Origin of the sequence: Paenibacillus sp. BGI2013, assembly GCF_002843485.1 — a bacterium.
Lineage (GTDB): Bacteria > Bacillota > Bacilli > Paenibacillales > Paenibacillaceae > Paenibacillus > Paenibacillus amylolyticus.
The window spans coordinates 116,804-139,964 of record NZ_PJFA01000015.1; the positions used below are offsets into that span (position 1 = coordinate 116,804).

The following is a 23,161-nucleotide window of genomic DNA, read 5'->3' on the forward strand; positions in this document are numbered from 1 at the left end:
TGTACTATGATTCAGTTAACAGAAGCAGAAGGCATGGGTGAATGATCCTGATTCATTGGGTGCACATATACATTGAAATCATAAGAAGAAGGTGATTGGTATGAGGCCAATACAAAAAAAGGTATGTGTATTCTTACTAATTGTGCTATCTATCTTTATTTTGGGAGGCTGTCAGAACATGAAAGAAAGTGAGAAACAGGCACTTTTTCAAGAAGCAGAAGCAAAAGCGGTCAAATATTTCAAAGACAAGTATGAGATGAACGTTGTGATTACCAGCAAGGAGTTGCTACCCGAAATGGCACTGGACTCGATTGCAATGGAAGGGCATGTGGTAGAGCAGGAGGATCAGGAGTTCACTATTTCCTATGACTATAACGATAAAAAAATCAAAAATTTTGGAATGAGCCCTGCCATCAAGGCAGCCATCATTGAGAAAGGCTACGATCCTTTTGCCAAGTAGATTGTATTGAATTTTGGGAGGTGAACATAACATGGGAGATACACCAAGAATTGATGATGAAACATACCGTCTGATGTCGGAACTGGCTTATGAAAATGCCAAAGCAGGTACTGAATATGCGAATCTACCAGGCTGGCAAGTGCTTGAGGATACGCATGGCAACGGTTATTCCGGGTTTGACGCAGTGACTTTTTACAATCCGGAAACGGGGCAGGCGGTCATTTCTTACCGAGGAACAGAAGGAAGTGCCGGATGGGATCGTAAAGGGCCTGATTTTCTGGCGGATGGTCAGATTGCGATCCCCGAACTGGGCAGAAAAATAGAACAATCTACCGATTTCACACCCGATTGGTTATCAGGTGGAATTCAAAAGGTAAAAGACGTCACCGGACTGACTCATTTGGATAATGCGGTGGGTGAGCTGGATAGACAGATTGATAAAAAGCTGAATCCTTTTCCAAATCAAATGTACGAAGCAGAAGACTACGCGAAGGATATGCAGAACAAATACAAGAATTTGGACTTCTCTCTGACAGGGCATTCATTGGGCGGCGGAAATGCTCAGTATGCAGCAGCGCATACGGGAATGATGGCAGTAACCTTTAGTGCGCCATCTGTAATATCCAGCTTGACTCCATCACTGAAACGCAAGGCAGAAGAGGGTGGATTCGATAATCAGATCGTAAACTTTGGTCACCCGGGTGACTTTGTTGCCAGTGGATTCTTTGGTGGCTATGATCGTCATGTGGGTTCCATGTATTACATCAACTCTAATTACAAGGACATGAATGACAACATGAGCATGGGAGATAAGATGGGTAACACCTTTGGTGGGAAGGAATACCACGACCTGAAGCAGTATCAGTTCGAGAATGGTTATATTTCCAATGATCTATACGACCCTACCACTGGTGAGAAAATCAATAAAACTCCCCGTGAACCTTCCAATATCATGACGGAGCTTGCGGATGTTATGCGTAGCTTTGGTGTGCAGACTAACAAGATGGTTGCAGGTGTTGGCTCAGTTGGGGGAGCTTCCGGACTAATTCAGGTAACGCCGGAAGAACTGAAAAGTGTCGCTTCACGGTGGAAGCAAAATGCACAACAGTGCAATGCGGAGCTGAATCAGGTGCGAACCCGCATGGCCCAATATCTGCATACGAGTCGCAGTCGCAGACTGGAGCCAATTGTCACCCAATTGGACGCATCCATTCATGAACTTGGCACATGGCATATGAAACACACCAGCCAGTTCCTGAACTTTATTGATGAGAAGGCGGATGCTTTCCGGCAGGCTGACGAGAGTCCGGTTCATTTTTAATTAGGATTTCTGGGTGGCTAGCGTTGATATCACGTACATAGGGGAGGGGAACACGAGTGGGTGGACAATTGCTGGTGGAATTGAATGATCTTCGGATTGCGGAAAAAGAACTGACACAGCTGCTTGCCCGTCTGCAAGCCGATGAACAGGAAGCGCGGGCGCTATATAGTCGCCTGAACGATTGGAAAGGCCAGTCCGCAGATCATACAAGACAGCAGATTGAAGAGTTTTTTGCGGGCCTGTCCAGACGTATTCAATCCATTGAACAGCAGAAGAAAAGCTTGCTGCAATACATTGAGATCATGATCCAGACGGATCAGGAACGCTAAAGGGTGGTAAGGCTGATGCCAAATTGCGGATGGTAATCAGCGTGGATAAGAGTGTGACCGTGGAGCAGCATGATTAGTGCCTTAACCACGGATTGTAAAGAACATGGGTAGCCAATCAAAATGATGATAGCTAAAAGCCTACGGCATATCGGGTTTGAACCCGTATGCCATAGGCTTTTTGTTATCTGAAATTGTCTCAAGTTATCGTAAAACTGTAAGTTAGTTCTTAACGTTTTTTGCGACGCGTAGCCAATGCAATCCCTAAGAAGGACAGGATCAGGGCCAGAATGGATACGATCAATGTTGCTTGTTGAAGCTTCAGCGTACCCGGGTCTGTATCCGTGTTGTTTGGTTCACCTGTAACGGTGTCATTGAGTGCATCGCCCAACGTAGTGTCATCGTTTGCTTTGCTATCGTCGGTAGCTGCATTATCCCCAGTGGCTCCTTCTGTACCTGCACTATCATGTCCTCCACCTGCCGCAGCATTATCAGCAGCAGCCGGATCTTCACTAATCGTTGTGATACTGTGCGGGTTGGCGTCACTTGGTTGGCCTGTCCATTCTACGATGCTGCCGTCGCTGTAGTATTGGAATGCATCCCAAGCTACTTCAGCTTCCGCCTTAGGGTTCTGTGCAACGAAGTTGAACTGCTGGAATTGTCCTGCCAGAATGCCTTCATTATCGCCGTCAATCTCCCACGTAATTGATGTTACTTCATTGGAATCGTTCTTCTCTGTGGTGATTTTCCAGCCTGCCAGTGGTTGATATTGCTTGAATGCAACACCTTCCGGAACTTTCATGGTGATTTTGGTTGTAGGCAGTTCTTTCTCGGATGGAATCTTAATGGTGTACGTCTGCCATGCACTTGTCTGTGCAACGGATGGGCTAACGGTAACATGAGCGCTAGCGAATCCGGCGAATAACATGAATGCTGCGGTACCTGTTGCGATAGTGGATGTTAGTTTGGAAATCCATGATGTTTTCTTCAAAATAAATAACCCCTCTCAGTTCTTATCATATATGATGCGGCCCATTTTCTTAAATGAGTGTCTACGTTCTGCAAAGGCGCCGTTTCGGTTACGAATGGTCTTTCGATCACCGTTATTCTCGGATTTTTTAGGCAACTATATAAATTTAACTAAATACGGTTTACACATACACTCCGATGACAGAATAACCTTCCAATCGCTGTTATCCCCAGATTTTTTGATTCCCTTTTCTCAAAGGGGAAAATCCGGTGATAAAGGCGAACGCTACGCTTTTTCAGGTTTTTTCTGCCCTCTCCGTTTCAGTGTAAATAATAGTTCAATTTAAATAGTAATAAGTTGAAATCCGGGAATAGAGGCGAGTGCTTCGCTTCTCCAGAATCAATTCGTTCCCTTTACTACATTTGCAGTTTGTAGAAACACTAATTTAGATTGGGTCACTTTTCAATATAAACGTTGTGTAACTATGGCTTGGCGGTGTCGATCTCAAATTCGGCATCCAGTGCATCCAACGTCTTGGTCAGGAGATGTACCTTGATATTCCAACGTCCAGGCATGGAGATGTAATCTTCAGCCTTGTACACACCGGTGTCGTTTTTCGGAATGGTAATCTCATAGATCCCCATATCCATGTCCAGATGTGTGAGTGACAGTGTGATCTGTTCCAGATCGTTAACGATACTTCCATCTGCCCGTTTCACATCAACTTCGAATTGGTTCTCTCCCGTTAGATTGGGACTCACCTGAAGTGTGATCGCCGAGCCGTCTTCTGTAGTCTTTGTCTCCTGATACGGTCCGACCGCAGCGGGTTGTCCTGGAGACAGGTGTGTCAGTACGGCAGCAAGAGCGAGAATGACAGCACCGGTGGCAAGTTCGGCTTTCAGGCTGCCGGATAATCTGCTTCCCGTTGCTGCTCTTGCCAATCTGGCATGACGCCAGGCGAAGACAAGCATTACAATAAGCAGGACGATCTTGCCGATCAGGACAAGGCCATAAGCTGTAGTGAACAAGGAAGTCAGCACAGGTGCTGGTAGAATAATCAGACTGCTGTATATCCCTGTAGCAACCAGAGCGGCTACGGCGCCAATTCCCCAGGCGGTAAACCTGCGAATAGCAACCCAGTAGACCTCTCCTCGCACCTTCGATGGCAGCTTATCCGCCAGTGGAGGCAAACATATCGCCATGGCGGTTAGTGCGCCAATCCAGAAAGCGGCACCTATCAGATGCACGAAGTCCATGGCAATCGCGAGAGCACGTTGATCCGCCGCAGCCGGATGTCCCGTCATGGCATGCGTGAACAGCCATCCAAGCACGAGCACAAGTGAGCCATAGGAAGACCAGATGCGAGCACGGATGGATCGATCACGATCATATCCGGAGAGAATCGTGACGGCCAGCAGCATTACAATGAGTATTTGTAACATCCAGATCTGACCAAAGGATGTCAGCTTGAGCGCACTTCCGATCAGTGCCCAGCTTAGTTCGTTCAGAGCCACACCAGATTCATATAACGTATTCAGTGGCAGGCTGACCAGAGCGGCAAAGGAAGCAGCAGCATAACTGATCCATAACAATCTGTAGCTGCCCGGAACGTCCATAGGTTCTCTTGTCATGGATGTCGGTGCGATTCGCAGTAGCAAGAATGCAAGTGTCCCCAGTATGACAGACAATCCGAGATACTGAATCCAGTCTGTCAGAGATACAATCCATTTCAGCGGCCCACCTGTTGAACCGGAACCGGATGTAAGATCACTCAGTCCGGCAGGAGAACCGGATGGTTCACCGATATGGAAAACATACGCCCCTTGAATTGGGTGTCCATCGGCAGATACAGCTTTCCAGTTAACGGCATAAGTCCCGTTCCCGAGTCCAGCTTGCAGGCCAGTCTCCAGAATATGAGGGCGATCCACATCAATCTTTACATTTCCATCGTCTGCCTGATTGCCGTCAGGGCCGGTTATTTTGATATCATAAAAGGCCGTCTGCAAGGATTCGTTGAACTCCAGCGTCAGCCGCTCCGGAGCAGCTACGAGGATCTCATTTTCTCCTGGCGAAGCCTTAACAATATAAGCATGGGCAGATGCCCACTGTGGCATAACAAGGAAACATACGAGCAACAGACAGGTGACCAATGCCCAGTGCCGTTTGCCCCATTTCAGGGTAAAGCGTGTAAAAATCAAAAAATCATCACCCTCAGGTTATAGATTTGTAGTCATTCATGGCCTTTAAACACAATCTAACCCATTATAACTTTGTCCAAAATGACTGCGTATGACTACATTGGGCTATAAAAAAACGATTTGGTCTACATAATTGTGACAAAAGCATGAATGCTATGTCATTTCTCACCTATGTCGGAAGCATCATTGACTCCGAATTAACAATGTTTATTTGCGAAGTTTACGTCCTGCAAGCCCGCTCTCTAGTGCGTAGCGGGTGAGTTGTACCCGGTTTTCAAGCTGGAGCTTCTGCAAAATGTTTTTGAGATGATTCTTCACCGTCTGGTCTGAAATACCGAGTTGATCGGCAATCTCCCGATTGGTATATCCCGCGGATACCCATTGCAGAATCTCAAGTTCCCGCGCCGTTAGCGGGTTATCTTGCACATCTTCACTGCGTGGTGCGGGGAACTCCTGCAAAATCCGGTAGGCCAGTTCCTTACTGAGCGGTGCGTCGTCACTGACGATGGCGCGCAGGTATTCAAGCCAGGTGGAAGGCGTTAGATTTTTGAGCAAATAGCCTTGAGCGCCTTGTTTCAGTGCTTCGAACAGAAACGTCACATCATCCGATACCGTGACCATAACAACAATAACATAAGGGAATCGCAGCTTGATCTGACGGGTGGCTTCCAGCCCATCCATTCCCGGCATCTGCACGTCCATCAGGATCAGGTCAGGCATCCATTGTCCGGTGAGCTCCAGCGCTTCCTGTCCATTCGAAGCTGTACCAATCACTTCAAACAGGCTGTCCTCGGATAAAATGCTACAGATCGCTTCACGCGCATGCGCATGATCATCAACAACCAGTACACGTACATGTTCCATTAAGCATGCTCCTTTCCTATCGTCATTCGTGTATGCCCCGGTCTCGAATCGAGGGTAAAAGACCAACCCATCTCGGCAGCACGCTCCTTCGTAATTCGCAGTCCGTACCGATCCTTCAGATGAAGAGGATCTCCACGTAGTCCAATCCCATTATCCTGAATATAAATGAACCAGGCAATTGGATTACCTTCCGCATGAACCTGAACGCGGGTAGCCTGCGCATGTTTGCGTACATTCAGTAGTCCCTCCCGGATACAGGCGAGCAGTTCCACTTGTTCCTTGGCAGAGAATGTTACACCCCTGAGGTCCCAATGAATCTGTGCACCAGGTACCGTTTCCTTGACGAGCACTTCGACCTGCGCATGCAGTGAAATAGTTTCTGATGTTACCGTAGAGGAAGGAACAAAACGCAACTGGGCAATAGCTTGCCTTACATATGTATTGACTTCATGCACGGTTTTTTGAATCTCCTGGATCTCATGCTCATGTCCGCTCCCTGCTAGACTACGGCCTGCTTTATCGGTCTTCACGGAGAGCAGGAAAAGAGACTGAGATATGCCGTCGTGAAGTTCCCGTGCCAATTGGTCACGAGCTTCCAGCGCTGCTTTTGCTGCACGTTCCTGCTCCAGAGCAGCCCTGGCACCTTCGAGCATGTGGAACAATCGGCTGAGCAGAGTCACGCTGACGAGGTAAACGATGACGGGTGTTAACCAGTTTCCAGCATCCATTGAAAGGTATGGCATCAGAAACTGATGGCGAATGTATTCCCAGATGCCAACCGTGAATGTAGGGATCAGCAGAATCATCCATTTAATTTGTTTATAGGACATGAATGCAGAACTCCTTTGATCTAGGATTAGCTTAATTAGGTACTTTATTTATACAGGGATGGGATCATTATAACGCAAGCTTGTCCAAGACCCTAGTCTGTGTCTTTGGAGAAAGCTGGGGAGGATCAGGGAGTATTTAGAAGGATATCTAAGAACGACAAGGGGTGAAATGTTGTCACGCTAGGTGAGGGTTGGTGTGTCCAGCTGAGGAAGGCTGAGTCCGTTTTCCCTATCGGAGAAGGTCCTCTATACTTAATATAGAACGTGAATTCATTACAAAACATGTTAAGGAGTGACGCAACAACATGAGTCAAGAAGTATTGGAACGTCGCAGTGAATTGCTCAAAAAGAACATTCATCAGATGCTTGTTCAAGACAATCAGCACGGTATCAGTCGCCAAGACAACATGTTTTTGCAGCAGATGATTAAAGAGCTGCATCAGACCTCACATGAGCTGAATACCAAATCTTAATGTAGAATCTGCACGAGAATGAAGTTGTCTGGTGTACGATTCATTCCATGAAAATGAAAATGGCGCTATCTCCGATCAGACCGGGGATAGCGCTTTTACTTTTTCTGGGCTTATAGAAGAAGCTCTGTTTATTTTACTGCAACTGTTGCTGAGCGGTTCTTTTCTCAATATATTGAATGAACAACTCGGCAAGCTCCGGATCGAACTGTGAACCAGAACATGAGCGCAGCTCCCGAATCGCTTCTTCCACGTTCTTGGTTTCCTGATACGGCCGCTCTGTCGTCATGGCATCAAAGGAGTCGATCACGGTCAGCATCCGGCAGAGCCGGGGAATCTCGTTACCCTTCAGGCCGTAAGGATAGCCTTTGCCATCATAGCGCTCGTGGTGAAGTTCAATATACGGAATCAGATCGGCGAAGCGATCGTTCGTGATCACCATTTTTTTGCCCCAGGTGACATGTCCTTTGATCGTTTCCCATTCTTCTGCGGTGAGCTTGTCCTTTTTGTTCAGAATGGACCAAGGAATCTCCAGTTTGCCGATGTCATGAATCAGGGCTCCCAGCACGAAGCGACGTTTCTCCGCATTGTCCAGTGCGAGCAATTCACTGATATCCAGTGCATATTTGTAGACCCGTTTGGAATGTTTAAACGTATCCATATCTTTGTATCTGAACAGATTGAGCTGCTGCTCGATGTCACGAACGTCCTGTACCAGATCAATCTCGTGTTCCATACCATCATTGCTGCCGTGGCGGTGCACGTTGTTCTTGCCCTGTTTCTTCGCATAATATAGTGCTTTATCCGCCTGATCCACAAGCTGGGATTTGTTATACATATCCACCTGATAGGGCGCGACGCCAGCAGAGAAGGAGAGACAACCGTGTGGAAACACTTCAACGCCTTCAAACGGCGTGTCGTTCAGTTGTTTACGCAGCTTGTTCATGAACCTGTAGGATTCGTCCAACTCCATGCCTGGCATGAGCAAAGTGAACTCTTCTCCTCCATAACGAAAGGCGGTAACAGGTGTGCCTTCCGTCTTTCGCATTAGAAAATCCCCCAGCAGGGCCAGCAGACTGTCACCTTGAAGGTGGCCAAACCGATCGTTATACTTTTTGAAATCATCAATATCAATAAGCCCAAGACAGAGCGGGGATCCCTGCGTTCGAGCGTTAGTCAGTTCGCTTTCTAACATGCTTTCGAAATAGCTATGGTTGAACAGACCCGTACGTTGATCCGTGTTGGCCTTTTCCTCAATCGTCTGATACATCACGAACAACTGCCTGAATGCATGGGAGAGCAGAATGCTAAGACTTAGATACAACAACAGGCCAAGTACGCCATTGTGCACAACCAGAATTGTCAGGACCAGCGCCAGAATCAGCGTACACAGATAAACCAGCAGGGATTCGGTAACGAATGCCCGCTTCATCTGCTGTAATGCATCCTTTGTTGAGAAATGAAAGAATAAGCCAAGTGTGATTGTGTTGATGATGAAGTAGGCTGCGAGTGCTGCAAAATAAGGAATCAGGTTATAGTCGTCCAGAGTTCCCGATTGCCCGCCAGTCCACTCAAACACGGCAGCTGCTCCCGTAATCATGATACTGTAGATGCTGAAATTGACAATATGTTTCCACCAGGTGAGCTTGCGCTCTTTGATTAACAAAATGATGGAGACAGGTAGCAGTACAGATAAACTGAAAGCTCCGCCAAACATGAATATACAGGCAAGGTATACCGATGAATCCATGGATTGCTGATTACCTTTGGGTGGAATCTGGAACGTGAAATAATCCAGAATTAACGCTGCACCCAGCATGGTGTATACCATAACCCAATCCGCCGTGGTTAGATGAAGGTAAGACCACTTGTTCATGTATAGAAAAACACCGATCCCGGTACAACTAAGCAAAATAACATACATACTGCTTCGATCTGCCTTATGGATAAGGTTACGAATAAAGTTCATAAAAAATCTCCTGCTTGAGTTTAGTCTAATCTTGATGTGTATATAGTTGGTATTCTTCTATAGGGATATACTATATAGATGTATAACATACCAAGTTGCCTGCCAAAAATCCAGACAGAAAAAACAGGCCGCTGGCAGCCTGTTTGTCTTGTTGGGTGGTATGGATACTAGCCGCCCAGCTTGTATCCCGAAGTTAACGCTACAACGACAGAAGCCACGATGATTGCGTTGATGACAATGCGGGAATATTTCACACCTTCAAATTTTTTCATGGAGAAGACCTCCCTTCCTTGGAGTCTACCTGTTTCTTCAAGCCTGATGAGTTTTAGCAGGTTGCACAGCCTTTTTGTCCCGATTCACCATCATGTATTGAATAAAAAGGAATATGCCAATATTCATGACCACATCACCGATGCTGATGACCTGAGTCCGTGGATAAGGGCTGGAGAGTGGGATGATATCACCGAGAAAAGGCAGAGTTGTAGATGCATCCATCATAAAATGCTTTGATACGGCGCCGCCTTCCCGGAGCATGTCTACATAGTAGGGTCCCAGTACAGCGGAGGCTTCCACAGAAACAGGCATGCGCCCACCGTTTACAGCCATAACGGCAAAATTGAGAAATACCCCAATCCAGATGAGCATGAAACCGGTATGGTGTCTGTTGAGCCACAGGAAAGCGAGCCCTGTAATGTAGACGGCAGCAAAGAGATATCCATTAATGGATGCCACCCATTCGAATCGTTCCTGGAGATAGAAAATAAAGAACTGGATTAGCAGCAATACAGGGAAAATCCAGCCACTTCGCAGCTTGAGTGCTGCAAACTGGTTGAGCCCATGCCGCAACCCGCCCCGAAAAAATCCAACGATCAAGCCTAGTAGAATACCGTCATATACCATGGAGTAACTCCTGTTCGTGCGGAGATATGCAATATGATTGCGTGTTTGTGTACATAAAGGATTCGACCTTATATTGGTAATTCCTGCATGAGGAAAATGATTTTGTAGAAGAAATTTGCAAAATGCTGAACAAAAAACCGCCTTTACGAATCTAGGGGTCGAAACCCCTGTAAAATTCGGTAAGGACGGCTGCTTATGGTGCCAAAATACGAGCTTTAATTCGGTTGAAGACGGAATTTATTTTATTCAGATCCACCGTTCAGATAGTTGAAGAAAGGCTGGTCCACCCAGAAGTCATACGTCGTAATGTCCGCATCAGGTGCCAGCTTCAGGAAACCTTCCCGAATGGATTTGGCATTCTCTTTCAGAGAGAAGGACTGAGCGTAGTAATTGCCAAGCGCGATCTTATTATTGGAAATGACAGGGTAGTTCGCCAATGCGGTTGGTGAATAATACAGCGGTTGCCACCAGGAGTTGAGAATCAGTGGAGATGTACTGTCACTGTTCTTTTTGGCATATTTCAGCACAATGTCGTTGAAGCGAACTTTGTCTGCCACATTGTTGAACTCGAACTGGATATCATATTCCTTCGCAGAAGCGATATAGTTACCGTTCTCGATCTGTGTCACTTTATAATCAGGCGTTTCCTTCGGCTCGCCCCATTCCTTCAAATAAATGAAGGCAGATGTCTTGGGTTGGAATTGCACATCAGCATCAATACCTTCGCTACGCAACAAACCAACCAACTGTACAGCATGTTGAATATTATCGTGGCCGTAAGTAAGTGTCAGTTCATCGATAAAGTTGGAATCAAAGCGGCTATCCTTCAGATTATAACCTGTTACGAGATCATCTCGCAGGGCCTGATCCACAATCTTTCTCAGCTCAGGTGATTCGATCAGATCCGCTGTGCGATATGCAGCATACAGTTTGGAATAGATGTCCGCATCGCCGGAACGCCCAATCACATGTTTGTATTTCCCTTGACTGACCAATACGCGTCCAAGCAAAGTATCAGCGAAATCTTTACTTGCTACGCCACCCTTAAGGAGAGCGGGGTATAGGCTTTCAGGAATCAGGCCTGTATCGATCGCAGCAGCCAGCTCCTGTGCGGCTTGTCCCTGAACACGGTTTGGTTTAATGCCAACTTTGGCAAGTGCTTTGGCCGTTTTCTCTGTGGGATATGTATAAGCGAGTTCCTTGAATCCGGCTGCTTTCACCGCGATGAAGACGGCGGCATAAGTGCTCAGTTGATCCTTGGCACGTACTTCTGTACCCGTAAGAACCCCATTATTGTATAAGGATACGGCAGCATCATATGAAGAATCACCAGAAGACAGATCGGTAAAGACAGGAGCGTTAGCTTCACTGTCACTTGCTTGAGTTGCTTCCGTGATGGCTGCAATGGCTTGAATGAAATCACCTTTGGTAATCTGTTGCGGCAATTGAATGTTGTATTTCGCTTGCAAGAATTGAGCAAAATCCGCTGCGCTTTCCGTGTAAGCAACTGGCGCCTGAGCTACCGGTCCTTTGACACTTTGTGAGGTGGTTGGTTTAGCCGGAGTTGCAGATGCTGCAGAAGCAGAAGCGGGCAAGCTAAGGCTGCCGAGTGTTACCGGAGCGGCGAGTAGGGCTGCCAACGTGATCTGGGTGATTTTTTTCAAATGAATAGCCTCCTTAAAATGGGTTGGAAAATAATTAGCTTTGGGTTATAATTCTGACAATTCCTATCAGAATAGAATAATTGGATTGACTTTAGCACGGAGACGCGCTGGATGTCAACGAAAAAAAGCTTGATACAGAACGGTTTCCAAAGCTTGGTAGAAAGCGAATTGTCAATTATATTCTATTTGAGTGTATACGCTCAAAGATTTATTGACAAGGATCGACAGTATCCGCTAGGATAAGAAAAAAGAATGTTGAAAAGGGGTATTTTCAAAATGAAAAGAGGTTTATCGTTCGTCTTATCGATCATCATGTTGGCTATTTTGTTGGCAGCTTGTGGGAATTCGGCTTCCAAAGACGAACAATCCGCCCAAGGCAGTGATTCGGAGAAATCTCTTCGGATGGCCCTCGTACTTCCCGAAAAAATAGGGGTTAACCCTTTCTTTGTACAGATGGATGAAGGTTTCAAAAAAGCAGGCGAAGAATTCAAAGTAGATACCAAGACGATTGAATCGACAGACCCGGCAGCATTTGAACAAAATCTGCGTGCTGCGGTTGCCGAGAATTATGATCTGATTATTACAGCAACTTTCCAGGCAGAAGATGCATTGAAGAAAGTCGCTGCAGAGAATCCGGACAAGTCCTTTGCGATTGTAGATACAACCGTTGATCTTCCTAACGTTCGTAGTGTTGGTTTCCGTGAATATGAAGGGGCGTACCTGCTCGGTGCAGCTGCTGGATTGTCCACCAAAACAGACAAAGTCGGCATGATCGCAGCAATGGATGTACCATTGATCAAGAAATATACGGAAGGTTTCAAAGCTGGATTGGAATCCGTGAATCCGGGTGCAGAATTCCTCGTGAACTATGTAGGTGGATTTAATGACCCGGCCAAAGCAAAAGAATTGGCGCTGGTACAATTTGGCAAAGGCGCTGACTTCATCGCTGGCGCATCCGCTGTAGGTGATCTCGGCGTGTTCGAAGCAGCGAAAGAAAAAGGCTTCTACACTTCCGGTCAGGATACGGATCGTACAGTTGAAGACCCGGAACATATCGTATTGTCTCAATTGAAGTCAACCGATACGGTTGCTTATGAGACCGTGAAAGATTTCGTAGAAGGCAACTTCAAAGCAGGTGCAGTAAACTACGGTTTGAAAGAAGACGGTGTAGGCCTGACTTACGTTACACGTGACAGCGAATCTCCATTGAATGCTTTTGTCGGACAAGAAGTGATCGACAAGGTTAAAGCAATCAAGGATGATATCGTATCCGGCAAAATCGTAGTCAAAGATCCATTGCAACAATAGTTTCGAATGTTCTTTTCAATGAATGAGTGATGGAAATGATCAGCCGGCTGCCCGATCAGGCAGCCGGTTTTGCTGCTATTAAATGACCAAGACCGAGGGGAGCGAACGCAAGATATGCTGTTGGAGATGGAGCAGATTACGAAGAAATACGGCGGCTTCACCGCTAACCGGGACATCCGTTTTAATTTGCGTGAGGGAGAGATTCATGCCCTGGTAGGTGAGAATGGGGCTGGTAAAACAACCTTGATGCGTATGCTGTACGGTATGGAACAGCCCACGTCAGGCACAATCAAAGTCCGCGGACGTGAGGTGAGCTTTGCCACCCCGTCCCAGGCGATGGCAAGTGGCATCGGTATGGTGCATCAGCATTTCATGCTGTTCCCTTCCTTTACGGTGGCGGAGAACATCGTGATTGGACGCGAACCGGCTAAGGCAGGCGCATTTGACCGCAAAAAAGCAGCGGCTCAGGTGAACGAGCTTGGCAGACAATATGGCATGCCGGTTGACCCGTGGAAAAAAGTGTCCGAGTGCCCACTTGGCATGCAGCAGCGAGTTGAAATTCTCAAGGTGCTGCATCAGGGCGCAGACATCATTATATTGGATGAACCTTCGGCGGTACTGACACCGCTGGAAGTGAAAGAACTGCTGGCGAACATGAAATCGCTCGCCAAGCTGGGCAAAACCTTTGTACTGATCACGCACAAGTTGCAAGAAGTCATGGATGTAGCCGACCGGATCACGGTGCTTAGGGATGGTCAGGTGACAGGTACGTTGGAAGCCAAAGATACACATGTGGAGGAATTGTCTCGTCTGATGGTTGGTCGTGAACTTGTGCGTATGGACAAGCAGCCATCGGTTCCAGCGGAAGCGGTGCTTCAGGTGGAAGGGGTCAATCTGTCCGGAGCGAAGGATCGTTCGGCGCTCAAGGACATTCATATGGAGGTTCGAAAAGGTGAGGTTGTTGGCATAGCGGGTATCTCGGGTAACGGCCAGTCGGAACTGATTCAGGTCATTGCTGGACTGCGTAAGGCGGATAGTGGTCGCGTTGTGCTCTCCGGGCAGGATACAACCAATTGGCCTGTACGGCGCATCCGGGAGCATGGACTTGCTCATATTCCGGAAGATCGTTACATGTGGGGAGCGGCCAAGGATGCGAGCGTTCGCGAGAACGGGCTGATGGGACATCATCATCGCTTGCAGTCACGCGGCATTATCAAAGCCAAAGCAGCAAGAACAATGGTAGAGAGCTGGATCCAACAGTTCAGCATCAAGACAGGTTCTGCGGAGACCAAGGCACAGTTTTTGTCTGGAGGAAACTTGCAGAAGCTGATTGCTGCCCGTGAATTTGCACAGGAGACACCGTTTCTGATTGCAGCCGAACCGACTCGTGGTGTGGATATCGGAGCGATGGAGACAATCCATGCTGAATTGCTGCGCAAACGTAGCGAGGGCGCGGGTATTCTGCTCATTTCATCGGAGTTGTCGGAGATTTTGCAATTATCTGATCGGATTATTGTCATGTATGAAGGCGAAATTGCCGGAGAACTGAGAGCAGAGGAAGCAACTGAGGAACAGATCAGCTTGTTAATGGCAGGAGGGAAAGAGCGGATATGAATCGGGTAAAAGAAACACTTCGCGGACTCGTCCAGCCGCTGCTTGCCGTATTCATCGGTCTGATTGCAGGGGCTGTGGCGATTCTGATCGTTGGCGGTAATGTGGTGGATACGTATGCGGAGATGTGGAAAGGGGCCTTCGGCAACTTCTACTTCTTCACCAATACGTTGGCTCGTTCCACACCAATCATCTTGGCGGGGCTTGGCGTAGCATTGGCATTCCGTGCCGGATTCTTCAACATGGGAGCCGAAGGCCAGATGATTCTTGGCGGGCTTAGTGCCGCGCTCACGGCGCTTTATCTGCCAGGACCAGGCTGGTTTGTGTGTATTGCTGCGATTGTGGCAGGTATTATTGCTGGGGGAATCTGGTCCCTGTTTGCAGGCTGGCTGGATGCACGCTTCGGCATGAACTTGTTGATCACAACCTTACTACTTAACTATATTGCCATTTATTTCGGGGGCTACATGGTCTCCTATCCATTTAAGGACCGCACAGGATCTGCAGCGATGGCACAGACTCCGATGATTGATCAAAGTATCTGGTTACCGAAGTTGTTCCAAGGCATGGGACTTCATGCTGGCTTCATTATTGCCATTGTAGCGGCCATTCTGATCTACTGGTTCACACATAAAACGGTGACCGGTTACGAGATCCGCATGCTCGGAAGCAACCCGTCCTTTGCAACCTACGGTGGTGTTCGCCGCATTCGCATGATGATGCTGTCCATGGTCATCAGTGGTGGACTTGCTGGACTCGCGGGTGCGGGGGAAGTGCTCGGTACACAGTACCGTTTCCTTGATGGCTCATTGTCATCGGCAAGTTACGCATGGAGCGGCATTATGGCCACGTTGCTTGCCCGCTCGCATCCACTCGGTACAGCTGTAGCAGCTATTTTGCTGGCTGCGTTACAGACAGGTGCCATGGGGATGGAACGGAATACGGATGTGCCGCTGGAAGTTGGCAGTGTCATCCAGGCTGTATTGACGTTATTTGTATCAGCTCAGATCGGTTATTCATTCCTGAAGCGGAGAAAGGAGAAAAAGTCCAATGCAACAACTGTTTGATGCAGCCATGTTTGGCTCAACCTTGCGGATTATGACTCCAATCCTGCTTGCAGCGCTCGGTGGGGCTTTATGTTCCCGTGTCGGTCTGTTCAACGTGGGTCTCGAGGGACTGGTTTTGATCGGTGCGTTCTCCGCCATTGTCGGTAATTATCTGTTTGGCAATGTGCTGTTGGCTGTACTCTTTTCTATTATTATTGTGATGTTATTCTCGGCGCTCTTTGCCTTTATAAGTATTAACCTCAAGGCTAACGCCATCGTGGTCGGGATCTCGCTCAACTTCCTGGCTGCGGGGGTGACGACCTTTGCACTGCGTGCGATTTTTGATGTAAAAGGTGCATACTACGACAAAGACATGGTGGGACTTCCCAAATGGGATATTCCGCTAATCAAGGACATCCCGTGGGTGGGCGATGTATTATCGGGACATAGTCCCCTGGTCTATCTCGGCATTGTGCTCGTGATTGGACTGCAATTCTATCTGTTCAAAAGTGTATCCGGCTTCCGCCTGCGCTCCGTCGGTGAGAACCCGATTGCAGCGCAGAGCATTGGGATCAAGGTACGTGGCATCCAGTATGGTGCCGTTCTGATGTGCGGTGTGTTGTGTGCTCTGGCTGGAGCACAGTTGTCGCTCGGTCAGGTAACGATGTTTACCGAAGGCATGACTGCTGGTCGTGGTTTTATCGCGCTGGTGGCAACGATGTTAGGACAAGCGAATCCGCTTGGCGTCATGGGCTCCAGTGTGCTGTTTGGCTTCATGGAAGCATTGAGTATTCGTCTGCAAGGATTCTCCCTGCCAACGCATTTCACGTTGATGCTGCCGTATATTGTGACGCTGGTCGCGATGTTCTTTTTCAAAGACCGTACCTATGCACAGGATGCACTGAAAGCGGGCGGAAGCTCGCGTTAATTCCTGAATGTCTATGTTAGAGACAGTAAAAGAAGGAGGAATTCCACTTGCATAACAAGGCTGAACGTTTGAAAAAAAGTAAAACCCCGGCACCCAAAACAGGTAACGATTACGGAGATCGGCTGCCGCCAGGACAGATGCTGACGGAGAAATTCCCGATTCTGCATGAAGGGGAAGTGCCGGAATATGACCTGTCCACCTGGGACTTGAAGGTATTTGGCGAAGTGGAAGAAGAGAAGGTGTTCTCCCTAGCTGAGTTGCAGGCAATGCCTCAGGTGAACACAGTGAGTGATATTCACTGTGTCACACGCTGGTCGAAATTCGATACGCCGTGGGAAGGGATTCGCTTCTCCGATTTTGTGAAACTTCTGGGGGTTAAGCCGGAAGCGAAATACGTCATGATCCATGCGGATCATGATTACGAGACGAATGTACCGCTTGAAGAATTGATGCATGATGATGTACTGCTTGCATTCAAATATAACGGCGAGCCACTAACGCCGAAGCATGGTTTTCCATTGCGCATGGTCGTGCCACAACTCTACTTCTGGAAGAGTGCGAAGTGGATACGTGGTCTGGAGTTTATGACAGAAGATCGGAACGGATTCTGGGAAGTGAATGGTTTCCACCATTTTGCCGATCCGTTCAAGGAGCAACGCTTCTCGGGTGAAGATCTGCCGATTCCGGAAGACGAGTGGACGAAGAAGGAGTTTGATTAATATGTTGATGCCTATTTTGCAGATTCATTCAGAAGACATGCCGGCATACGCCATCGTCTGTGGTGATCCGGCACGTTCGGAGAAGATTTCCCATAAGCTGGAGCAGGTGAGAGAACTGGCGTTCAGCCGGGAGTATCGTACATTTGTTGGATTGTATGAAGGGGTACAGATCGCTGTGGTCAGCCATGGTGTAGGTTCACCTGGGGCAGCTGTCTGCTTCGAGGAATTGATTCGGGCGGGTGTAACAACTCTGATTCGTGTAGGTACAGCGGGATCGTATACAGCCGATTATCCGGCAGGCAGTGTGATTGTGAGTACAGCCGCTGTTCGTACGGACGGGTTGACTCGCCAACTGGTGCCGGATGGTTTCCCTGCGGTAGCGGACATTGGGGTGACACAAGCGTTGATCGAAGCTGCTCGTGAGCAAGAAAGCGCGGATGCTGCAACGTTTGCAGGCAAAGTGGGGGTTGGTATCACCGTAACGCTGGATGCGTTCTTTGCAGGCGTGGAAGAGATTCCACACCGCAAGTATAAGCAGGCTGGAGCAGTTGCGGCTGAGATGGAAATTGCGGCACTCTACATCGTCAGCACCTTGCGTGGCGCTCGCGCCGGAGCCATTGTCGCGATCGATGGATTCGCGGACAGTGATCTGGCAGCCGAGTATGATCCGCATACGGATGCGGTGGGACAAGCGGTGGAGCGCGAGATTAATGCAGCGCTACGTGCGCTAGCCGCGCTTGCTCGCCAGGATAAGGTTTAGAAATGCCTTAGTATGTTCGAGTTTAGTGAAAAAATAGGTGTTTTCCCATCTGAGGTGGAAATTAAAGAAAAGGGCATTCTATAAAGTCATAAAATGACTTTATAGAATGCCCTTTTTAACGTTAGAACTGGTAAGTAAAGATAAGGTTCTCATAAAGAAACTTATTATAATAAAGGAAGAGATTTTATCACATTAGTTGAGGAAGTATAATAATGCTCATAATATTGCGGAGATTAAGAAACATTAATACGATATATAAATATATCAACTTGTCCATAGTTTTCAATATTCTTTAATATGAATAATTTTAACGAATAATGTATAGTTAATTCAAAACATTTTATATATATTTGTACTGTAATACTTCATTTCATATTATAATAGCATAAAATACAAAATAGGGAGTTTTTAAAATATGGAAAGAGCTGAAGCTATAACACCAATTGCTACTTTATTATCATTTCTAAAATCGGTTGAAAAGTATAAAAAGCCATTTAATAGTATGGATATATCTGTTAAAGATGCATTTTGTGAAATTTTGGAATTAGAAGAAAAGGACCTTTATAGTACATTAAGTGAATATCTGTCGTTAATCACATTGATAAAGAAGCAAGTAATGAGTAATTTCAAACACACAGATAGGTATATTACGCAATTAGACTCAATCCAAAGTGCTTTTATATCAGTAGGTCTAAATAGCGACATTGGAAAGTTTCAAAAACACATTACTGATGTGGTTATAAATACCCTAGAACTGTGTTCTGATGGTCTTGAAGAGAAGGAAGAATATACGATTTTATCGCAAGAGCAAATAGAAGAAATAGAAAATCAAATTGCTGAACTAATAATACAATTAGAAGACTCCCATTTACCTAAAAAAGTTGTGTTTGTGTTATTACATAAATTGGATGATATAAAATCTGCGATTCAACGTTATAAGCGTTGGGGCATAAATGAATTCGAGAAAGTTCACGATTCTCTATTAGGTGGACTTTATAAAAACAGAGAAAATATTAATAAGGAGAAGAATAAAGGTTTTTTAGAAAAATTTTCTTTGCTTATAACTACATTACGTGGAGTTACTGATAATGGCAGTGAAATAGTAGACAACGCAATAAAAATAACAGAAAAAGTTACTGATTTCTTGGAATAATTTTTAATTACAAAAAAACGGATAGCGGATTGGTTAACTGACTTGTCTCCACTAATAATATTTTGGAAATGTAAAATTTTAACATAACCAACTTTCAGTTTTCGCAGTGTTCTAGCATCCTTTTAGTTGCTGATGTGTTTTGACTTCAGAAAGGCGATATCGGTAAGCAGTTATTGCAGAAATTCTTCTGTAATGACTGCTTATTCTTTTACCTAGAGGATTAAGTTTCACACTTGTATAATCGCTTCAGATTTAACAATATTTTTCATGCGATCTGAGTCTAATGTTTAGTTTACCTCATGTACCTTCACGTACTAATTAAAGAGAGAACTTTCCTACTGCCGTGTATTACTTCATAAAAAAAGTAGTCGAAGACTTTGGAATTTATGGAACTGTACAGTGAGTTTTTAAAATTGGATTTAGCAAGTAAATTTTATATCTCGTTATTCACGGCATTAGTTATTTTTTTTATATAAAACTTTTCTAAGTATGCAGTCAGAGAATGATAAACAAACTAGAGAAATTAAGATTAAAGCAGGTGAAGCAATAGCAAGGTTAGATGCTCACTTAGCTATCTATCAACAGAGTAAAAAGTAGTTAGAGGATCAGAATAAAATCATTGAGAAGATGGGGGAAAGTTTTCTATATGTAGATGATAAGGTCAAAAACAAGATCCGACATTTTTATAATACCCGATCTAATGTCACGATTAATACATTGAGACAAATGCTTGTTAAAAATATCTATACAATGGGAGACGCAAACAAAGAAAGATTATTAACTGATCAGATAGCTTATTTCTTTAGGAAACTATTTAAGCCAATATTACCTTTAGTTGTCGCTATTATTGTTATAATAATATCAATTGTACATTATTCTATTTTTACAAGTTTACATATTGTTGAAGAAAAATTCAGAGTAACTGCAAATTTCCTTACCGTCATAATTCCAATTCTTATAATTATTGCAATACTAAATATATTCATTGAAGATTACAAAAACTTTAAAAATCCAGGGCGAAATTTTTGGGTTATGGTTGTTGGTATTATTATATCACCTATAGTTGTGTTTCTGATAAATAGTGAATATTTATATATGTCCCTATTTATTGAATTTTTTTTCATTTTGAAGATGCTTTTGAAAAGTAAAAAATGCCTCTAAAATGTGATATTCTTAAATATAATTCCTTCTTCTTTGGAAAACGTTCAATTCTCCTTGATTCCCTCAATACCAGAGCTGGAATACAAAGTAGAGGAGATCATTTTGGATAAACAGGTTGATTTCGATTAACAGGGAACAGGATATATCATGAAAAATGACGTATGGATGATGCGCGTGTACTAAGGGCGCAAAATCTATACGTCATTATGTGTATCAGGGGTAATAACACCTTGTTCTTTCTCAAATTCTTCAATATGTTGTTCAATAAGATACTCAATTTGCATTGCAATAGATCGTTTGTTTTTGTCCGCAATCACTTTAATTTTCTCAAAATTCTTTTCTCGCAGCCTAAGTGTAAAGACTCTTTTATCTGTAGCCATGAAATAAAATCTCCTCAAAAAGTAATGTTCATATTGTATCATTACAAAATAATTCAATATACAATCATATTGACATCTAAGTGATGTCACTTTAATATTTATATTCATAGTGACGTCACTTTTTTGGAGGGGAACATGGAGGACTTCGAAGAAATATTTAACCAGTTCAAAGCTCTTCGTATGGAGAGTATCGGAAATCTTGTGATTTATAATTCAAAAGAATATAAAAGATTGAGTCAAGAAAGTGATCGTTTGTTTATGGAGCTATGTGAATATGTTAAGCCAGAGGGGATGGCTTTATTTTTGGACTATTGTAATGTAATAACACTTCTTCAGGGTACAGCAGAGTCAGTAATGTACGAGCAAGGGTTTAGAGATGGGTTTAGCTTAATAAAGTTAATGTTTAATTCAAATAACACATAACTTGGGGGAAGGCCTGTCCCTCGAAGAGAATGATAATGCAGAAAGTGGGCACGTTATATAAAGGAACATCAACATGAATACGAAAAAAGGGAGGATTCTACGATGACACAGAACAATCAACCTCAGGACGAGGCGGAAATTCGCAACAAGTTGGATGAAGACGGGGATTCCTTGATGGAGAAAAAGAAGATTTTGAGCGGAGTAGACATTGAGCCGCAGGCGGACGAATGGGCAGCGAAGCCATCACCTGTTGCTTTTAATGAAGGAAATACTTCTTCGAAAAAATAAACAGCATGAGCATCATGTGGGCTTGATGGAATGAAGATAAATGTAGCGAAGCAGGTACCCTTATGGTATCTGCTTTTTGGTTGTATAATAATGTAAAATTCAGTAGACGAAAGAGTGATGGGGATGAGTACAGGTACGATTAACATCCGAAAGGCAGAAATGAGGGACTACTCTGGCGTGTCATTGTTGATGGATGAGCTGCACCAGCTGCATGTCGAAGCGCGCCCGGATCTATACAGAGCGTTGGAGACCAGAATGGAGAAAAAGGAGTTCATCGAACTGCTGGAAACGGACAAGCGTTACCTATATGTTGCCGAGTCTTCCGAAACGGGTTTGATTCTGGGTTACGGGAGCGCGCAGTTAAGTGTCATTCAAGATAACTCATTGATGGTGGATCGCAAGATGTTGTACATCCATGAACTTGTAGTGGATACCAAGCATCGGGGCCAAGGAACAGGCAAACAGTTACTACAAGCATTCATCGAGTTAGGGAGAGAGCTTCAGGCAGACAGTGTGGAATTATCCGTGTCGACGTTTAACTCTGGGGCACAGGCTTTCTATGAACAGATGGGTCTTGTTGTCCGCAGCAGCAGGATGGAGTATACCTTGTAAGATGCATCGCCCTATTTAATTAGGAGGGATTCATCCATTTTTAATAAAATATCAGAATACTCTTGAATACCCCCATGGGGTATGTTACTCTTAGAAAAGAACGAAAGAAAAGGGGTGTTCATGATGGATCATCAGAGCCATCCCGAGGAACCTTTGCAATCCTCCAAGTCAGATTCAACGGAAGCTTTGGCTACAGTCCAAGAAGCAGTATCCTGTCATGCCGAGGGCAGTGATGGGAAGCATGTGCGCAAGAGTCACCATTCGCAGGAGATGAAGAGTAACCTGGTTTCTCGTTTGAACCGTGTGGAAGGTCAGATTCGCGGGATCAAGGGATTGATCGAGAAAGATACGTACTGTGATGATGTGCTGACGCAGATTGCGGCGGCTCAGTCTGCTCTTAATTCAGTAGGCAAACTTTTGCTTGAAGGCCATATGAAGAGCTGTATCGTTGAGCGTATTCAGGCTGGTGAACATGAGGTTGTGGATGAACTGCTGGTTACGATGCGGAAGTTAATGAAGTAAGCTGAATCAATTCACATATTTAATTTTATCATTTTAATATACCCCAAGGAGGAATTTACAATGTCTAATGTTACGTTGAACGTTACGGGAATGTCTTGCAATCACTGCGTGAAGTCGGTTGAAGAGGCTGTGAAGAATACCGGTGCGAGTGGTAAGGTTGATTTGGCAGCGGGAACAGTAGCTGTGGAATATGATGAGCAGACGGTGAACGTGGATCAGATCAAAGCTGCCATTGAAGATCAGGGGTACGATGTAGTCTAAAGGGATCAGAGGCTTAA

Annotated in this window: 25 protein-coding genes; 17 read left to right on the forward strand and 8 right to left on the reverse strand. The window is 45.4% G+C overall.

What is annotated here, in order from left to right; genetic code table 11:
* Positions 1 to 178: 178 nt before the first annotated feature.
* The 3 genes from CXK86_RS27095 to CXK86_RS27105 are packed head-to-tail and all read left to right on the forward strand — an operon-like array spanning position 179 to position 2,110.
* Positions 179 to 460, forward strand: a complete 282-nt coding sequence (locus tag CXK86_RS27095; protein WP_017691026.1) for a hypothetical protein — start codon at positions 179 to 181, stop codon at positions 458 to 460.
* 31 nt (positions 461 to 491) lie between these two features.
* Complete coding sequence (locus CXK86_RS27100) at positions 492 to 1,781, forward strand: Tle-like phospholipase domain-containing protein (RefSeq protein WP_101314862.1); 1,290 nt, start codon at positions 492 to 494, stop codon at positions 1,779 to 1,781.
* Between the two features lie 56 nt (positions 1,782 to 1,837).
* Positions 1,838 to 2,110: a hypothetical protein gene (locus CXK86_RS27105; protein WP_017691024.1), complete on the forward strand. Its 273-nt coding sequence runs from the start codon at positions 1,838 to 1,840 to the stop codon at positions 2,108 to 2,110.
* Between the two features lie 226 nt (positions 2,111 to 2,336).
* Here the strand turns inward: CXK86_RS27105 and CXK86_RS27110 are convergent, their stop codons facing one another.
* From CXK86_RS27110 to CXK86_RS27125, 4 genes are all read right to left on the reverse strand, one after another.
* Positions 2,337 to 3,098, reverse strand: a complete 762-nt coding sequence (locus CXK86_RS27110) for a YcnI family copper-binding membrane protein (RefSeq protein WP_047840387.1) — start codon at positions 3,096 to 3,098, stop codon at positions 2,337 to 2,339.
* Between the two features lie 461 nt (positions 3,099 to 3,559).
* On the reverse strand, positions 3,560 to 5,275 hold the full coding sequence (locus CXK86_RS27115) for a copper resistance CopC/CopD family protein (protein WP_101314863.1): 1,716 nt from the start codon (positions 5,273 to 5,275) through the stop codon (positions 3,560 to 3,562).
* 207 nt (positions 5,276 to 5,482) lie between these two features.
* Positions 5,483 to 6,139: a response regulator gene (locus CXK86_RS27120; protein ID WP_036616682.1), complete on the reverse strand. Its 657-nt coding sequence runs from the start codon at positions 6,137 to 6,139 to the stop codon at positions 5,483 to 5,485.
* Complete coding sequence (locus CXK86_RS27125; protein ID WP_101314864.1) at positions 6,139 to 6,969, reverse strand: sensor histidine kinase; 831 nt, start codon at positions 6,967 to 6,969, stop codon at positions 6,139 to 6,141. Before CXK86_RS27125 ends, CXK86_RS27120 begins: the two co-directional genes overlap by 1 nt.
* 305 nt (positions 6,970 to 7,274) lie before the next feature.
* Between CXK86_RS27125 and CXK86_RS32315 the strand changes: the two genes are divergently transcribed.
* Positions 7,275 to 7,442, forward strand: a complete 168-nt coding sequence (locus CXK86_RS32315; RefSeq protein WP_017691019.1) for a hypothetical protein — start codon at positions 7,275 to 7,277, stop codon at positions 7,440 to 7,442.
* Positions 7,443 to 7,575: 133 nt separating this feature from the next.
* On the opposite strand, the gene CXK86_RS27130 is transcribed toward CXK86_RS32315, so the two are convergent.
* The 3 genes from CXK86_RS27130 to CXK86_RS27140 form a co-directional block, all read right to left on the reverse strand.
* On the reverse strand, positions 7,576 to 9,408 hold the full coding sequence (locus tag CXK86_RS27130) for a bifunctional diguanylate cyclase/phosphohydrolase (RefSeq protein ID WP_101314865.1): 1,833 nt from the start codon (positions 9,406 to 9,408) through the stop codon (positions 7,576 to 7,578).
* A gap of 309 nt (positions 9,409 to 9,717) precedes the next feature.
* Positions 9,718 to 10,308: a DUF5317 domain-containing protein gene (locus CXK86_RS27135; protein WP_076319544.1), complete on the reverse strand. Its 591-nt coding sequence runs from the start codon at positions 10,306 to 10,308 to the stop codon at positions 9,718 to 9,720.
* 242 nt (positions 10,309 to 10,550) lie between these two features.
* Positions 10,551 to 11,972, reverse strand: coding sequence for a hypothetical protein (locus CXK86_RS27140; protein WP_101314866.1), 1,422 nt, complete (start codon positions 11,970 to 11,972; stop codon positions 10,551 to 10,553).
* Positions 11,973 to 12,248: 276 nt separating this feature from the next.
* Here CXK86_RS27140 and CXK86_RS27145 point away from each other — a divergent pair, with 276 nt between their 5' ends.
* The 8 genes from CXK86_RS27145 to CXK86_RS32320 all read left to right on the forward strand — a co-directional run bounded on the left by CXK86_RS27145 (position 12,249) and on the right by CXK86_RS32320 (position 20,658).
* Positions 12,249 to 13,280 (forward strand): BMP family lipoprotein, encoded by a 1,032-nt coding sequence (locus tag CXK86_RS27145; RefSeq protein ID WP_036616691.1) that lies wholly within the window; start codon positions 12,249 to 12,251, stop codon positions 13,278 to 13,280.
* 114 nt (positions 13,281 to 13,394) lie between these two features.
* The gene (locus CXK86_RS27150) at positions 13,395 to 14,894 is read left to right on the forward strand and encodes an ABC transporter ATP-binding protein (protein ID WP_101314867.1); all 1,500 of its coding nucleotides are present in this window, start codon (positions 13,395 to 13,397) and stop codon (positions 14,892 to 14,894) included.
* Entirely contained in the window at positions 14,891 to 15,958 is a 1,068-nt protein-coding gene (locus CXK86_RS27155) for an ABC transporter permease (RefSeq protein WP_036616697.1), read from the forward strand. The genes CXK86_RS27150 and CXK86_RS27155 overlap by 4 nt, the downstream gene beginning before the upstream one ends.
* The gene (locus tag CXK86_RS27160; RefSeq protein WP_076332630.1) at positions 15,942 to 16,865 is read left to right on the forward strand and encodes an ABC transporter permease; all 924 of its coding nucleotides are present in this window, start codon (positions 15,942 to 15,944) and stop codon (positions 16,863 to 16,865) included. The genes CXK86_RS27155 and CXK86_RS27160 overlap by 17 nt, the downstream gene beginning before the upstream one ends.
* Positions 16,866 to 16,912: 47 nt before the next feature.
* Complete coding sequence (locus CXK86_RS27165; protein WP_101314868.1) at positions 16,913 to 17,584, forward strand: sulfite oxidase-like oxidoreductase; 672 nt, start codon at positions 16,913 to 16,915, stop codon at positions 17,582 to 17,584.
* 1 nt (position 17,585) lies between these two features.
* On the forward strand, positions 17,586 to 18,344 hold the full coding sequence (locus CXK86_RS27170) for a nucleoside phosphorylase (protein WP_101314869.1): 759 nt from the start codon (positions 17,586 to 17,588) through the stop codon (positions 18,342 to 18,344).
* Positions 18,345 to 18,759: 415 nt separating this feature from the next.
* A complete protein-coding gene (locus CXK86_RS27175) occupies positions 18,760 to 19,497 on the forward strand; it encodes a hypothetical protein (protein ID WP_101314870.1) in 738 nt (245 codons plus the stop codon).
* Positions 19,498 to 20,247: 750 nt separating this feature from the next.
* Positions 20,248 to 20,658, forward strand: coding sequence for a hypothetical protein (locus CXK86_RS32320; protein WP_180361877.1), 411 nt, complete (start codon positions 20,248 to 20,250; stop codon positions 20,656 to 20,658).
* 194 nt (positions 20,659 to 20,852) lie between these two features.
* Here CXK86_RS32320 and CXK86_RS27185 read toward each other — a convergent pair whose 3' ends face one another.
* A complete protein-coding gene (locus CXK86_RS27185) occupies positions 20,853 to 21,038 on the reverse strand; it encodes a hypothetical protein (protein WP_101314872.1) in 186 nt (61 codons plus the stop codon).
* Positions 21,039 to 21,173: 135 nt separating this feature from the next.
* Here CXK86_RS27185 and CXK86_RS27190 point away from each other — a divergent pair, with 135 nt between their 5' ends.
* From CXK86_RS27190 to CXK86_RS27210, 5 genes are all read left to right on the forward strand, one after another.
* Positions 21,174 to 21,461 carry a hypothetical protein gene (locus CXK86_RS27190; RefSeq protein ID WP_101314873.1) on the forward strand — a complete coding sequence of 96 codons (288 nt, stop codon included), beginning with the start codon at positions 21,174 to 21,176 and terminating at the stop codon, positions 21,459 to 21,461.
* A 102-nt stretch (positions 21,462 to 21,563) separates the two neighbouring features.
* A complete protein-coding gene (locus CXK86_RS27195) occupies positions 21,564 to 21,749 on the forward strand; it encodes a hypothetical protein (protein WP_036616704.1) in 186 nt (61 codons plus the stop codon).
* A 123-nt stretch (positions 21,750 to 21,872) separates the two neighbouring features.
* Positions 21,873 to 22,361: a GNAT family N-acetyltransferase gene (locus CXK86_RS27200; RefSeq protein ID WP_180361878.1), complete on the forward strand. Its 489-nt coding sequence runs from the start codon at positions 21,873 to 21,875 to the stop codon at positions 22,359 to 22,361.
* Between the two features lie 123 nt (positions 22,362 to 22,484).
* Positions 22,485 to 22,883 (forward strand): metal-sensitive transcriptional regulator, encoded by a 399-nt coding sequence (locus tag CXK86_RS32925; protein WP_017691005.1) that lies wholly within the window; start codon positions 22,485 to 22,487, stop codon positions 22,881 to 22,883.
* 60 nt (positions 22,884 to 22,943) lie between these two features.
* Positions 22,944 to 23,144 (forward strand): copper ion binding protein, encoded by a 201-nt coding sequence (locus tag CXK86_RS27210; protein WP_017691004.1) that lies wholly within the window; start codon positions 22,944 to 22,946, stop codon positions 23,142 to 23,144.
* Positions 23,145 to 23,161 lie beyond the last annotated feature (17 nt).